Origin of the sequence: Streptococcus mitis, assembly GCF_002096735.1 — a bacterium.
Lineage (GTDB): Bacteria > Bacillota > Bacilli > Lactobacillales > Streptococcaceae > Streptococcus > Streptococcus mitis_CZ.
Genome location: NZ_NCVC01000017.1, coordinates 1 through 13,435, shown reverse-complemented (window position 1 = coordinate 13,435; position 13,435 = coordinate 1). Strand labels below are relative to the sequence as shown.

Below are 13,435 nucleotides of genomic sequence, written 5' to 3'. Positions count from 1 at the left end.
AGCTTCTCACACGCTATTTTAGCTTCTCTGTACGTTGTGTTTTCGCTGATAAAGTAATCAGCAAGTTCGATGATTTTATCTTCCAATTCTAACTCGCTTTCAAATGTGGTATAATCAAAATAAAAATGATTGGAGAAAAACCATGTCACAAAAAATTTGTTTTGTCGTCTCTGCTATTGGTCCAGAAAAATCAGAAATTAGAAATCATTCTGATAGCGTCTTAAGACACATCATTAAGCCAGCTTTGTCCGATAAATACGATGTAAAAAGAGCTGATGAATTATATCATTCTGATAGAATAGATGATAAAATATTTGACGCTCTAATAAAGTCAGACCTTGTTATTGTTGATATAACAGGTAACAACCCAAATGTCTTTTTAGAACTTGGCTATCGTAAGGCTTTGGATTTGCCAACCATTTTTTTAAGACAGCAAACTAATGAAGACATCCCATTTGATATTCGAACAATCAATATCATACAGTATGATTTGAAAAATACTTCAGGAACAGATGTCCTTGAATCTGTTAACAAAACTATCCAACGGATTCAAAAGACCGAAGAAAGTCTAGACTTTTCAACATTAAAAAAGAAAAATAATGATGAGAAAGACTATGTCACAACTCAAGAGTTCGCCCAGTTAAAATCTACTATTAACAATATCTATGATGCTATTGAAACGTTAAACAGCAATATTGCAAACGCACCAACTACCAATCGTCCAATGACTCAAGAAGATATTATCATGATGGCTTTTCAAGAACCTGAAAAACTTGAGAAAATCTTTGAGTTGCAAGCGAAGTATCCAAATGCTTTCACACTTAAAACTACTGATTAGCCTGGACAAGAAAACAAAAAGCATTTTGGAAAAATGGAAAAAGCAAAATCCAAATACCAAATACATTTTTGAAAATGAATTTAAAAAGCCAATTCCAAGTACCTTGCCCAGAAAATGGCTTATCAAAATTGTGGAAGGTAGCGACCTGCGTCCGATTAAAATCCACGGCTTCAGACATACACATGCCAGTCTATGTTTCGATGCCGGTATGACCTTGAAGCAAGTCCAACATCGCTTAGGACATTCAGACTTGAAAACAACCATGAACGTTTACACCCACATAACTAAGCAAGCAAAGGACGACATCGGAGATCGCTTTGCGAAGTACATAGATTTCTAGGATACTACAAAAATGTTGTATCCTTTGTTGTATCCTTTTTTCGCAAAAGAATACCAAGGAATATCAAAGACAAAAATAAAAAAACGTTGATTTAACAACGTTTTACCAAGGAATGCAAAAGAATGCAAAGGAATAATGGAGCCGGTGGGAGTCGAACCCACGTCCAAACACCTGCCAACATATTTGTCTACAACCATAGGTTATGTATTAGTTTAACAGTCCCTCGACACATAACTCAAACCTAGAAACTGCGAGTCTATCAATCTCTTATCAAGCCGCTAGACAAGACTTAATCGTATCTCGCTAATAATAAGACCTGTCATTGAACACGAGCAATCCAAATCGGGTCACGCCTGCTGGTTTTTAGGCAGCTAGAGCGTAAGAAGTGTTATTTTTTGCAGTTATATTTAACTGAGCGTTTACGTCGCCACACGAGTCGCAAAATATGCCTCATAATGCCTGTCGAATCCGTAACGACCCCAAAAGACAATAAAACCATTATACCTTATCTAACACAAAAATGCAAAAAGGAAATCAACTAACTACACAAGATAGTCTTTCAAGGCTTTTGTCAAAACCTGATAACCAGCAACACTGAGATGCAGTCCATCAGTTGTATATTCTTTTTTGAGTTGACCTGCCTGGTCTGTCAAACTATCAAAAACTGGCGCAAATTCTACCTGCATATAGGCAGAAGCAAGTTCTTTATAGGCTTGATTCCATTTCTGAATTTTTTCATTCGTGCGGATATAGACTGTCTGCTTGTACTCCTCTCCCTCATTGACTGGTAAAATGGAAAGCAATTTAATATCAGTCAATGGATAATCGCGAGCAATAGATTGTATGATAGCTTCGAGGTTATTGAGAGCCTCATTCACAGGCACATCTTTTCCAATATCATTTGTCCCAATCAAAAGGACAATTTTATCTACTGCACCACCGTAAAGATGCGCATCCAGATTCTCTAAAAACAGTCCTGTCTGATAGCCACGAATTCCTCGATTGACAATTGTCTTCGAAGTCCCAAATAGTTCCTGCAGAGGATAATATTCGACAATGGAATCCCCAATAAAAAGAATGTCTGGTTCTAGAACAGAAACCTGATTTAAGTGACGATACTTGGTTTGGATTTTTTCTTGTTCCTTTAGTAACCAATTTTCTAATAACTGTACTGCCACTTCATTCTCCTTTTTCTAACCAGTTTTCCAAGACTTGATAAACTCCTCCTTGGCTGTTGGCTGGCGCTAGAGCAGTAGCCACAGCTTTGGCCTTATCATCAGCATTTTCCATCGCATAGGCAATTCCAGCCATTTCAAGCATTTCAACATCATTTTCACTATCGCCAAAAGCCATGATTTGTTGGGCTTTCAAGTCCCAACGCTTGAGTAATTCTTCCAAGCCCCATGCTTTATGAATTCCAGCTTGGAGGATATCAATGCAACCATAACCACTCGATACAGCACGAACACGGCCATCAAAGAGGTCATTGATTTCTTCCAAGACCGAACTCAAACGTTCCTCACCAACAACCATACTCATCTTGAGCACACCACCAAAGAGATCAGATGTTAATTCATCCACAAACTGCATCCGTTGGTAGAATTTTTCAATCATTTCTGGAGTCATAAAACTTTCAAGGTCTGTAAAAATTGTACCTTCTTTGACGAAACCACCCTTCATCCCCGTTACAACAAACTGGTCCTGACACGCTCGACCCTTGAAATGAGCCAAAGCCTTATCGACAATGGCATCATCCCAAGTCTGTGCCTGAATCAGTTCATTGTTTTCAAAAATACGAGCTCCATTGGCAACAACCAAAACCACTCGATCTACCAAGTGCTCCAGCAGTTGTCTCATACGGTGAATTTCATTCCCAGTCGCAATGACAAAACGAATACCCCTTTGATCCAACTGATCTAAAATCTTTTCCAAACGTGGGAGATCAAGCTGACCTCTAGCATCCAGCAAGGTCCCATCCATATCTGTCGCAATTACTTTAATCGTCATTTACTTCCCTCTGGATTCAAGCTAATCCCACTTCAATCCCACATGTTCGTTCATTTCTTTATAGGCTGTATCAATTCGCTCCTTAGTCGCTTCATCTAACTTGTCACGATGACTACCACCCTCGATAAAATCTTCTAAGATATAGGTTTGGTAAAGGAAGAGTGGATAACCTTCTGGAGAATAGGTTCCTTTAGGTGTACGATTTACCCAAGAAGGATGTGCTTTGGCAGTTTCGATTGTCGTCTTACCGGCTTTTTTCTTAATGGTCACATCCATGAGCACACCACGCTCTGTCCACTTAGCATTCTCTTCATCTTGCATGGTTTCAATTCGTTGATTGGAAATGAAGTTCCCCATTGAATAGATAATGAGTTTCTTGTCTCCATCTTTTTCAACCGTTTCAGATGGTTCAACTACGTGAGGGTGCCCTCCAAAGATAATATCAGCTCCCCAATCGATCATCTTGTGATAAAGAGCCTTTTGTTCTTCAGTTGGTTCCAAGCGATACTCCACACCCATCTGAGGCATGATAATGGTGATATCCGCTTCCTTCTCTGCTCGTTCAATTTCAGCCTTCATCTTGTCTTCATTTAGGTCTGAAAGATAGCGATTATAGTCTTCTTGAGAAATACTTTGCTCAATTCCATTAAAACCATAAGAATAGGCCAAAAGTGCAACCTTGATGCCGTTCACTTCCTTGATAACCAGTGGAGCTTGATCACGGGACTCATGCGTATACACTCCAATCGGTGTCATTCCTGCCTTCTCAATAGCATCTGCTGTTGAAACCACACCTTCTATTTGTGAATCTAGGATATGGTTATGCGCCAAGTCTAGCACTTGATAACCGGCATCCTTGATGGCATCCATAACTTCGCCAGGTGCATTAAAGAGAGGATAACCTGCCAAATAGTGATCCTTGTTCACAGTACCTTCAAAATCACCTATAATCAAGTCTGCTTGTTTGAGCCATGGCTTCACATAATCAAAATTTTCATGAAAATCATAGGTTCCATCTTCTTTTAAAGCAGAACGATAGATGGGAATATGATAGAGGAGGTCCCCGTTGGCCATAATTCTAGCAGTTTTTTCCTCTTCCTGATCTTTAGAATTTTGATTCGTCTTATTTGCTTCTTGAGAAATGGTATCCTTTTTTTGACTGGTCAAGGGGATTCCTTGGAAGCTTTCAAACAACAAGACCAAACCCATTGATAAAGCAACTGCTAGCAAGAGTATCGCCACAAATCCCTTATTACTCCACTTGCGATAACTCCTAAAAAAGTTTACAAAACCCCTCATAAAACGAAAAACTGGTCCACGTTTATGTCTATCTTGTCTTCTTTGCATCTTCATTCTCCCTACTTTCTAATGCAAGCCTTTTCTTTTTATTATATCACAGATAAGTAATTCTTTCACAATTAAATCAAACCTACTAGATATTTTCTATAAAAGCTCGATGCCGTAATGCTTTCAATCCTTGTCATTTTGTGATATCATGTAGAGGTAATGAAAGGAGAGAAAATGTCTGCAATAGAACGTATTACAAAAGCTGCTCACTTAATTGATATGAACGATATTATCCGCGAGGGGAATCCTACTCTACGCGCGGTTGCTGAGGAAGTTACTTTCCCCCTATCTGACCAGGAAATCATCCTTGGCGAAAAGATGATGCAATTCCTCAAACATTCCCAAGATCCTGTCATGGCTGAAAAAATGGGGCTCCGCGGTGGTGTTGGACTAGCTGCTCCCCAGTTAGATATCTCAAAACGCATTATCGCTGTTTTGGTACCAAACATTGTCGAAGAAGGCGAAACTCCTCAGGAAGCTTACGACTTGCAAGCTATTATGTACAATCCAAAAATCGTCTCTCACTCGGTTCAAGACGCTGCTCTTGGAGAAGGAGAAGGTTGCCTCTCTGTTGACCGCAACGTGCCTGGCTATGTAGTCCGCCATGCTCGCGTTACTGTTGACTACTTTGACAAGGATGGGGAAAAACACCGTATCAAACTCAAAGGTTACAACTCCATCGTCGTTCAGCATGAAATTGACCACATTAACGGTATCATGTTTTACGATCGTATCAATGAAAAAGACCCATTTGCAGTTAAAGATGGTTTACTAATTCTAGAATAAAGAAAATCCCGTTGCAAGACGGGGTTTTGTGTTATAATAGAGGCATGAAAACAAATGATATTGTCTATGGCGTCCACGCCGTTACCGAAGCCCTCCTTGCAAACACTGGCAATAAACTCTACCTCCAAGAAGATCTCCGAGGTAAGAATCTTGAGAAAGTCAAGGAACTGGCTACAGAAAAGAAGGTATCCATTTCTTGGACTTCAAAAAAATCCCTCTCTGAGATGACTGAAGGTGCTGTCCACCAAGGTTTTGTTCTACGAGTGTCCGAATTTGCCTATAGCGAGTTAGATCACATTCTTGCCAAAACGCGTCAAGAAGAAAATCCTTTGCTATTGATTCTGGACGGGTTAACTGATCCTCACAACTTAGGCTCCATCTTAAGAACCGCTGATGCAACCAATGTTTCCGGAGTCATCATTCCCAAGCACCGTGCTGTCGGAGTAACTCCTGTCGTTGCTAAAACAGCCACAGGTGCTATTGAGCACGTTCCGATTGCCCGAGTGACCAATCTAAGCCAAACTCTGGACAAACTCAAGGATGAAGGCTTCTGGACCTTTGGAACGGATATGAACGGTACTCCTTGCCACAAGTGGAATACAAAAGGGAAAATTGCCCTCATCATCGGAAATGAAGGAAAAGGTATCTCTAGCAACATCAAAAAACAGGTCGATGAAATGATTACCATTCCTATGAATGGACATGTTCAAAGCCTTAATGCCAGTGTTGCTGCAGCCATTCTTATGTACGAAGTTTTTCGAAATAGACTATAAAAAAAGTTTCCAGTCATCTGATTGGAAACTTTTTTTATGATTAACTATGTTCGGTGATAAACTTGTAAGCTTCTTGACCGGCGATGGCCCCATCTCCAACTGCTGTTGTTACTTGGCGAAGGTCTTTCAAGCGAACATCTCCAACTGCAAAAATACCGTCAACTGCAGTTTTCATGTGGTTATCTGTCACAATCCAGCCTGCCTGATCTTGGATATTCAATCCTTTAACAAAATCGCTAAGAGGGTCCAAACCAACATAAATAAAGACACCACCGAAGGCTTGTTCTGTCACTTGACCTGTTTTCACATTTTCAAATACAACAGATTCTACTCGGTTTTCACCCTTGATTTCCTTCACTACAGAATCCCAGATAAAGCTGATTTTCTCATTCGCAAAGGCGCGGTCTTGTAAAACTTTTTGGGCACGAAGTTGGTCACGACGGTGAACAATGGTAACAGTCTTAGCAAAACGAGTCAAGAAGAGGGCTTCTTCAACAGCTGAATCTCCACCACCGACTACCAACAAATCTTGGTCACGGAAGAAAGCACCATCACACACGGCACAGTAAGAAACACCACGACTGTTCAGTTCTTCTTCTCCAGGTACTCCCAAAGGACGGTGTTTAGAACCAGTTGCTATGATAACTGTACGTGTTTCATATGTTTGGTCATCAGTCATCACTTTCTTAAAATCACCATGGTCTTCTACATTTTCAACATAACCATAAATGTGCTCAACACCAAGATTTTCAAGAGGTTCAAACATCTTTTCTGCCAATTCTGGCCCACTAATATTAGCATATCCTGGGTAATTTTCGATATCAGAGGTATTATTCATCTGACCACCTGGCAGACCGCCTTCAATCAAGGCTACTTTTAGATTGCTTCGAGCAGCATACAAGGCTGCAGTCATCCCTGCAGGTCCAGCACCGATAATAATAGTATCGTACATATAGTTTCCTTCTTTCTTGTTGTAACTATTTTTATTCTAACTCTTTCTTGTCAATCATGCAAGGATTATGCCTTGAAAACAAGAATTAAACTCATAACCGCAAAGGATAATACTGGAATAACCAAAACCCCAATCATAATCATATCATAGAGATGGGCTTGGCGAGCCTTGGCTGTCTTATCAACTCCCGACATGGCTCTCAGTCCAATCCAAATCCCTAAAAAAATCAGGACTAGGATGGTGGTCAAGATTAAACTCTCGAAATATAAAGAAAATAGTTGCAGTAGCATGATTTCTCTCATTTCTATCTTTTTTAAAGAGTAAACTCAGCTAGTCCAGCTAACTGAGTTTTCCTTTATCTATTATATCAAATATAAGTCCGTTTGTAACTAGCGAAGAATTCTTTTGTCCGCTCTTCTTTAGGATGGTGGATAATCTCATCCGGTGTTCCAGACTCGATGATTTTCCCCTTATCTAAGAAGAGAATCTTATCAGCCACTTGAGCTACAAAGGACATGTCATGACTAACTAAAATCATAGTCTGACCTGACTTAGCAGCATCTGCAATAGATTTTTCTACTTCACCGACCAATTCTGGGTCAAGAGCTGAAGTTGGTTCGTCTAAGAGCAAGACATCTGGTTTCATAGCGAGAGCACGCGCCAAGGCAACCCGTTGCTTCTGTCCACCTGATAAATGGCGAGGGTAATGGTTTTCACGGTCAGAAAGCCCAACCTTAGCCAACTCTTCCTTGGCAATCTTAGTCGCTTCTTGGTCGGATAATTTCTTGACAACAACCAAGCCTTCTTTCACATTATCAAGTGCTGTTCGGCGTTCAAACAAATTAAACTGTTGGAAAACCATGGACAGCTTACGGCGTAAGGCAAGGATTTCTTCTTGAGTAATCTTAGAAAAATCAACTGAGAAATCATCAATCTGAATAGAGCCACTGTCAGGTGTTTCAAGATAATTGAGACTGCGAAGGAAAGTTGATTTTCCAGCTCCTGAAGAACCAATCAAGGCTACAACTTCCCCTTTTTGAATATCCAAGTTCAGATGATCCAAGACAGTCTGTCCTGAAAAGGATTTGCTTAAATTCGAAATCTTAATCATTAACGAAGGTCTCCTTTCACATCTGTTTGCACGGTATCTGGTGCAGAAATAGCCATTTTTCTCTCGATGAAACGACCGAGGCTTTCAATTCCAATATTGACTACCCAATAAACAAGGGCTACAGAGATGAATCGTTCAAAGTAACGATAATCAGCTCCACCTAGAATCTGAGCTTGGGCAAAGACTTCCACAACACCCGCACTGAAGGCTAGAGAAGTCCCTTTGGTCAAGCCGATTAGGGAATTGATTAAAGTTGGAGTCGCCACAACTGCTGCATTTGGAATAATCACGCGACGATAAACTTGCGCTCGGGTCATCCCCAGACTGCGTGCCGCCTCAATCTCACCAGGATTGACTGAGAGAATGGCTGCACGAATGGTTTCACTAGCATAAGCTGCTTCATTAAAGGCAAAGGCGACAATTGCAAAAGCAGCGGCTGGAATCGCATTGATATTGAAACCAGTTCCCCATTGCTGATTGAGAGCTTTCAAAGCCAAAGGAATTCCGTAGTAGGTCAACATGAGTTGCACCAAAATCGGTGTCCCTTTTAAGAAGCTAACAAAGAAGGCCTGCAAGGGGTATAAAATTTTGACACGATTGATCTTCACAATGGCAAAAAGAAGCGCCAAAACCAAGCCAAAAAGAGCACCACCAATGGTCAACATAATCGTTATTGGAAGTTGTTGGACAATTCTCGGGATTCCATCAAAGACCGAACGCAAGCTAAAAAGCTTGCCATCCGGAATCAATTGCATCAAGTTTTGGTACCAATCTGATGCTAAAATCGTTGTAACATTCATAAAAACATCCTCTCCTGATAATGATTCATTCTACCATACTTTTGCCGTCAATGAAATTATTTGCTACGGTCAGGTACAGACTTTGTCTACCTACTAGTTTATCATACTTTGAAACAGGGAGGTTATATATTTTATCTATCAAAGAGATAGATAAAAACTATTTCAATTCCAATTCTTCATAAGCTTTTCGATAACCGATTTGCTTAACAGTTCCATTTTCTACTAAAATGGGGCGTTTTAACAACATACCGTCGCTTGCTAGCAACTCAGCTGCTTCTTGGTTTGACAGACTTCCTACCTTATCTTTCAGCCCTAATTCACGGTATTTGATCCCACTGGTGTTGAAAAATTGCTTCAACTCGAAACCTGAGGTCTCTAGCCAATTTAAAATGACTTCTTGACTAGGTGTTTCTTCCACGATGTGAACAGCTTTGTAGTCCACACCGAGTTGGTTTAATTCTTGTTTTGCTTTTTTACAAGTTGAACATTTTGGGTATTCGATAAATTCTAACATGTCTTTCACTTTCTATTGTTTATATCTTTAAAATCTGCGCCTTCATGCTCCAATAGCCATGCTTTCTTTTCCACTCCTGCAGCATAACCTGTCAGACGCTTGCCTGCGCCCAGCACACGATGACAAGGTACTAGGATAGACCAAGGATTGCGCCCCACTGCTCCACCAATTGCTTGAGCAGAAGCCACTTGTAGGTCTTGGGCAATTTGTCCATAGGTCACTGTCTGACCATAAGGAATTCTCTGTAAATAGAACCAAACTCGCTTTTCAAAATCCGTTCCGATTGGAGCCAAGGGCAAGTCGGATAAATCCTTAGACTTGCCTTTAAAGTAAGCATCTAAGCAAGCAATAACTGAGTCTAAAATGGGATGACTAACAACTGCTTCTATCGTCTCATCTCCTAGTCCCCTCTCAAAATGCTTCTGCTCCTGCACCCAAACGCCATACAGATATTGCTCGTCGGCAACCAAAGACAAGGTTCCTATTGGCGAAAAGTAGAGCATTTTTACGTACTTCTTTTGCATTATTTCTTCAATTTTTGATAGGCCAAGCGTTCTCCATCAACTGGAACCTTACCAACCTGTTTAAATCCGAGTTTTTCAAAGATATGCTGCATAGCTTTGTTTTCAGCATGCGTATCTGAACGAAAATCAAGATAGTCAAAACCTTCAATCAAGCCCTCTAAAAAGGTTTGAGCAACTCCCTGTCCCTGGACATCTGCTGCCACAGCAATACGGTGAAAGACTAGGTACTCTGACTCCCCAGCTTGCCAGTTTCCCTCATAAATGGCTTCATAGGCTGCCTCTGGACTCTTGGTCACAGCTGCATAAGCTAGTAGTTCTCCATCTTCCAAGGCTACGTAGGCTTGACCTGAGATAATATCCTCAATAATAATATCAGCATTTGGATAACCATTTTGCCACTGGTCACTACCAGCACCCGCTAAACATTTTTTAGCATCCTCCATCACTTGCATGATGGCATCTACTTCATTTGGAAAAGCTAAACGAATCTCCATCTTTTCTCCTCATTTCTGACTAGTTTCTCCCATCATAGCATAATTTAAGTCTTTCTACAAGCAGTTAAAATTTGACTTTCTGTTTTTATTGTTTTATAATCTAGTTATTAAAACTAGATAAAAAGGAGTTGAAAATGAAAACTACCTTTTCCTACCCCAAATGGGCAGAAATTCCAAACATTGACCTCTATCTGGACCAGGTTTTACTCTATGTCAATCAGGTCTGCGCCCCTATCTCTCCTGATAAAGACAAGGGCCTGACAGCATCTATGATCAACAATTATGTGAAACATGGTTACCTGACAAAGCCTGACAAGAAAAAATACCAACGCCAACAGATTGCCCGTTTGATTGCTATCACAACCCTCAAGTCTGTATTTTCTATTCAAGAAATAGCTCAGACACTTAATACTCTCCAAACTCAAGCAAGTTCAGACCAACTCTACGATGCTTTTGTGGACTACATGAACCAAGGAATTGACCCAGCTAACCCCATTATCCAAACCAGCTGCCAAACCGTTAAACTCTATCATCAAACCCTAGCCTTAATCCATCATACTCAAGAGGAGGTAATCCAATGAACACTAGTCTTAAACTCAGCAAACAACTTAGTTTTGGAGAGGAGATTGCTAATAGCGTGACCCATGCCGTAGGTGCAGTTATCATGCTCATCTTACTGCCTATTTCATCAACCTATAGTTATGAGACACACGGATTTTTATCATCTATCGGCGTTTCCATTTTTGTTATTAGTCTCTTTCTCATGTTCCTCTCATCCACCATTTACCACTCTATGGCCTATGGTTCAACCCACAAATATGTCTTGCGAATCATCGACCATTCTATGATTTATGTTGCCATTGCTGGCTCATACACGCCCGTCGTCTTAACCTTAATGAATAACTGGTTTGGCTATCTGATTATTGCCGTCCAGTGGGGAACAACCATCTTTGGTATTCTCTATAAAATCTTTGCTAAAAAAGTCAATGAGAAATTTAGCCTTGCTCTTTACCTGATTATGGGCTGGTTGGTTCTAGCTATCATTCCTGCCATTATCAGTCAAACAACGCCCATTTTCTGGAGTCTCATGGTAACTGGAGGACTTTGTTATACAGTTGGAGCTGGATTTTACGCCAAGAAAAAACCTTATTTCCACATGATTTGGCATCTCTTTATCCTAGCAGCATCTGCCCTCCAATACATCGCCATTGTTTATTACATGTAAAAAAGTTGAGAAATTCAATCTCAACTTTTTTCTTTACACATATTGATAAAGTACTGGTGCAAGCGCACATCATCAGTCAATTCTGGATGAAAAGAAGTTACCAGCATATTTTTTTCTTGGGCTGCAACGATTTGATCTTCAACTGTTGCTAGAATTTCTACATCTTCTCCAACACTGCTGATAATTGGACCACGGATAAAGGTCATTGGAATCTGACCGACTCCCTTACATTCTGCTTCCGTGTAGAAACTTCCTAATTGGCGCCCATAGGCATTGCGCTCGACCATCATATCCATAGTTCCAAGATGACACTCTTCCTGAGAAGAAATTTCTTTAGCTAAGAGAATCAAGCCTGCGCAAGTACCAAAAACGGGAAGTCCAGAAAGTATGGTTTCTCGAATGGGAATCAGCATGTCCTGCTCACGTAAGAGCTTGCCCATGGTTGTAGATTCCCCACCAGGTAATATCAAACCCGACAAGTCACTCTGATGTTGCTGAAAATCATCTAGATTTCTGATTTCAACACTCTCGATACCTAATTGATCTAGCACTTTTGCATGTTCTGCAAAGGCACCTTGCAAGGCCAATATTCCGATTTTCATCTATTTTCCTCGCTCTGCCATGAGAATTTGGATTTCATTTTCATTGATACCAACCATGGCTTCTCCTAAATCTTCAGAGATTTGAGCTAGGATTTGAGGATTTCGGAAATTGGTTACCGCTTTGACAATGGCACTCGCTCGTTTAACAGGATCTCCTGACTTAAAAATACCTGAACCGACAAAGACACCCTCTGCCCCTAATTGCATCATTAACGCTGCATCTGCTGGCGTTGCAACGCCTCCAGCCGCAAAGTTTACAACAGGCAATTTTCCATGTTCATGGACGTATTGAACCAATTCTACAGGGACTTGCAAGTCCTTAGCAGCAACATAAAGTTCGTCCTCACGTAGGTTTTGAATGCGGCGAATTTCCTGATTCATCATACGCATATGACGAACAGCTTGGACGATATCCCCCGTACCCGGTTCTCCTTTTGTACGAATCATAGAAGCACCTTCAGCGATACGACGCAAGGCTTCACCCAAGTCCTTAGCCCCACATACAAAAGGAACTTGGAATTCTTTCTTGTCTACATGGAAACGGTCGTCAGCTGGAGATAGAACTTCACTCTCATCGATATAGTCAATTTCAATAGCCTCTAAAATCTGAGCCTCAACAAAATGCCCGATTCTGACCTTGGCCATTACTGGAATACTAACCGCTTCTTGGATTTCCTTAATCATCTTTGGGTCACTCATGCGGGAAACCCCACCAACTGCACGAATATCAGCCGGAATCCTCTCCAAGGCCATAACAGCTGCCGCACCAGCAGCTTCAGCGATACGGGCTTGTTCAGGGTTCTGAACGTCCATGATAACCCCACCCTTGAGCATCTGCGCCAAGTTTTTATTTAATTCATAACGATTTTCAGTCATTTGTTTTATCCTCATCATTTGTATTGGTAGCTACCATTTCATTTTAAGTTAGATTAGAATGAATCACAAGATAAAAAAAATGCAATTGTATGGGTACATATTGACTAAAAAACTATCTGACCTTAACTTAAGGCCAGATAGTTCATCAAATTGGCTCTATAATATTTGTAGTGGGTAAATCCCCTATAGATATTATGGAGCCGTTTTTATTGTAGAAAAAAAGTCCCATAAGATCTATAATGAAAA

General features: G+C 40.6%; 17 protein-coding genes, 1 other RNA gene and 1 pseudogene. 6 read left to right on the top strand and 13 right to left on the bottom strand.

Going from position 1 to position 13,435, the window contains the following annotated elements:
• The first annotated feature begins 142 nt into the window (after positions 1-142).
• The gene (locus B7703_RS07090) at positions 143-838 is read left to right on the top strand and encodes a hypothetical protein (protein ID WP_084924199.1); all 696 of its coding nucleotides are present in this window, start codon (positions 143-145) and stop codon (positions 836-838) included.
• Positions 831-1,178 (top strand): annotated as a pseudogene (locus tag B7703_RS07085) (tyrosine-type recombinase/integrase); the annotation flags it as partial. The gene B7703_RS07090 and the pseudogene B7703_RS07085, both read left to right, overlap by 8 nt.
• Before the next feature lie 133 nt (positions 1,179-1,311).
• On the opposite strand, the gene ssrA reads toward B7703_RS07085, so the two are convergent.
• The 4 genes from ssrA to B7703_RS07065 all read right to left on the bottom strand — a co-directional run bounded on the left by ssrA (position 1,312) and on the right by B7703_RS07065 (position 4,532).
• Positions 1,312-1,659, bottom strand: a transfer-messenger RNA (tmRNA) gene (ssrA, locus tag B7703_RS07080).
• Positions 1,660-1,720: 61 nt separating this feature from the next.
• Positions 1,721-2,356: an SGNH/GDSL hydrolase family protein gene (locus B7703_RS07075; protein WP_084924198.1), complete on the bottom strand. Its 636-nt coding sequence runs from the start codon at positions 2,354-2,356 to the stop codon at positions 1,721-1,723.
• A 1-nt stretch (position 2,357) separates the two neighbouring features.
• Positions 2,358-3,185: an HAD family hydrolase gene (locus B7703_RS07070; RefSeq protein WP_049522330.1), complete on the bottom strand. Its 828-nt coding sequence runs from the start codon at positions 3,183-3,185 to the stop codon at positions 2,358-2,360.
• Positions 3,186-3,206: 21 nt separating this feature from the next.
• Complete coding sequence (locus B7703_RS07065; RefSeq protein ID WP_084924196.1) at positions 3,207-4,532, bottom strand: CapA family protein; 1,326 nt, start codon at positions 4,530-4,532, stop codon at positions 3,207-3,209.
• A 174-nt stretch (positions 4,533-4,706) separates the two neighbouring features.
• On the opposite strand from B7703_RS07065, the gene def reads away from it, so the two are divergent.
• Positions 4,707-5,318: a peptide deformylase gene (gene def, locus B7703_RS07060; protein ID WP_001272956.1), complete on the top strand. Its 612-nt coding sequence runs from the start codon at positions 4,707-4,709 to the stop codon at positions 5,316-5,318.
• A 44-nt stretch (positions 5,319-5,362) separates the two neighbouring features.
• On the top strand, positions 5,363-6,091 hold the full coding sequence (gene rlmB / locus B7703_RS07055; protein ID WP_049497720.1) for a 23S rRNA (guanosine(2251)-2'-O)-methyltransferase RlmB: 729 nt from the start codon (positions 5,363-5,365) through the stop codon (positions 6,089-6,091).
• A gap of 40 nt (positions 6,092-6,131) precedes the next feature.
• On the opposite strand, the gene trxB is transcribed toward rlmB, so the two are convergent.
• The 7 genes from trxB to B7703_RS07020 all read right to left on the bottom strand — a co-directional run bounded on the left by trxB (position 6,132) and on the right by B7703_RS07020 (position 10,486).
• Positions 6,132-7,043, bottom strand: a complete 912-nt coding sequence (trxB, locus tag B7703_RS07050; protein WP_084924195.1) for a thioredoxin-disulfide reductase — start codon at positions 7,041-7,043, stop codon at positions 6,132-6,134.
• A gap of 65 nt (positions 7,044-7,108) precedes the next feature.
• Positions 7,109-7,333: a DUF4059 family protein gene (locus B7703_RS07045; RefSeq protein WP_038806263.1), complete on the bottom strand. Its 225-nt coding sequence runs from the start codon at positions 7,331-7,333 to the stop codon at positions 7,109-7,111.
• Between the two features lie 77 nt (positions 7,334-7,410).
• On the bottom strand, positions 7,411-8,154 hold the full coding sequence (locus tag B7703_RS07040) for an amino acid ABC transporter ATP-binding protein (RefSeq protein ID WP_000590982.1): 744 nt from the start codon (positions 8,152-8,154) through the stop codon (positions 7,411-7,413).
• Entirely contained in the window at positions 8,154-8,954 is an 801-nt protein-coding gene (locus tag B7703_RS07035) for an amino acid ABC transporter permease (protein WP_001103445.1), read from the bottom strand. The genes B7703_RS07040 and B7703_RS07035 overlap by 1 nt, the downstream gene beginning before the upstream one ends.
• A gap of 157 nt (positions 8,955-9,111) precedes the next feature.
• Entirely contained in the window at positions 9,112-9,468 is a 357-nt protein-coding gene (locus tag B7703_RS07030; protein WP_084924193.1) for an arsenate reductase family protein, read from the bottom strand.
• A 5-nt stretch (positions 9,469-9,473) separates the two neighbouring features.
• Positions 9,474-9,992, bottom strand: coding sequence for a methylated-DNA--[protein]-cysteine S-methyltransferase (locus B7703_RS07025; RefSeq protein WP_084924191.1), 519 nt, complete (start codon positions 9,990-9,992; stop codon positions 9,474-9,476).
• Positions 9,992-10,486 carry a GNAT family N-acetyltransferase gene (locus B7703_RS07020; protein WP_084924190.1) on the bottom strand — a complete coding sequence of 165 codons (495 nt, stop codon included), beginning with the start codon at positions 10,484-10,486 and terminating at the stop codon, positions 9,992-9,994. The genes B7703_RS07025 and B7703_RS07020 overlap by 1 nt, the downstream gene beginning before the upstream one ends.
• A 134-nt stretch (positions 10,487-10,620) precedes the next feature.
• Here B7703_RS07020 and B7703_RS07015 point away from each other — a divergent pair, with 134 nt between their 5' ends.
• Both B7703_RS07015 and trhA read left to right on the top strand, forming a co-directional pair.
• Complete coding sequence (locus B7703_RS07015; protein WP_084924188.1) at positions 10,621-11,067, top strand: DUF1836 domain-containing protein; 447 nt, start codon at positions 10,621-10,623, stop codon at positions 11,065-11,067.
• Positions 11,064-11,711 carry a PAQR family membrane homeostasis protein TrhA gene (gene trhA, locus B7703_RS07010; RefSeq protein WP_001098002.1) on the top strand — a complete coding sequence of 216 codons (648 nt, stop codon included), beginning with the start codon at positions 11,064-11,066 and terminating at the stop codon, positions 11,709-11,711. The genes B7703_RS07015 and trhA overlap by 4 nt, the downstream gene beginning before the upstream one ends.
• A gap of 20 nt (positions 11,712-11,731) precedes the next feature.
• On the opposite strand, the gene pdxT is transcribed toward trhA, so the two are convergent.
• Both pdxT and pdxS read right to left on the bottom strand, forming a co-directional pair.
• The gene (gene pdxT, locus B7703_RS07005; protein WP_084924187.1) at positions 11,732-12,313 is read right to left on the bottom strand and encodes a pyridoxal 5'-phosphate synthase glutaminase subunit PdxT; all 582 of its coding nucleotides are present in this window, start codon (positions 12,311-12,313) and stop codon (positions 11,732-11,734) included.
• Positions 12,314-13,189 (bottom strand): pyridoxal 5'-phosphate synthase lyase subunit PdxS, encoded by an 876-nt coding sequence (gene pdxS, locus B7703_RS07000; RefSeq protein WP_000138533.1) that lies wholly within the window; start codon positions 13,187-13,189, stop codon positions 12,314-12,316.
• Positions 13,190-13,435: the final 246 nt, after the last annotated feature.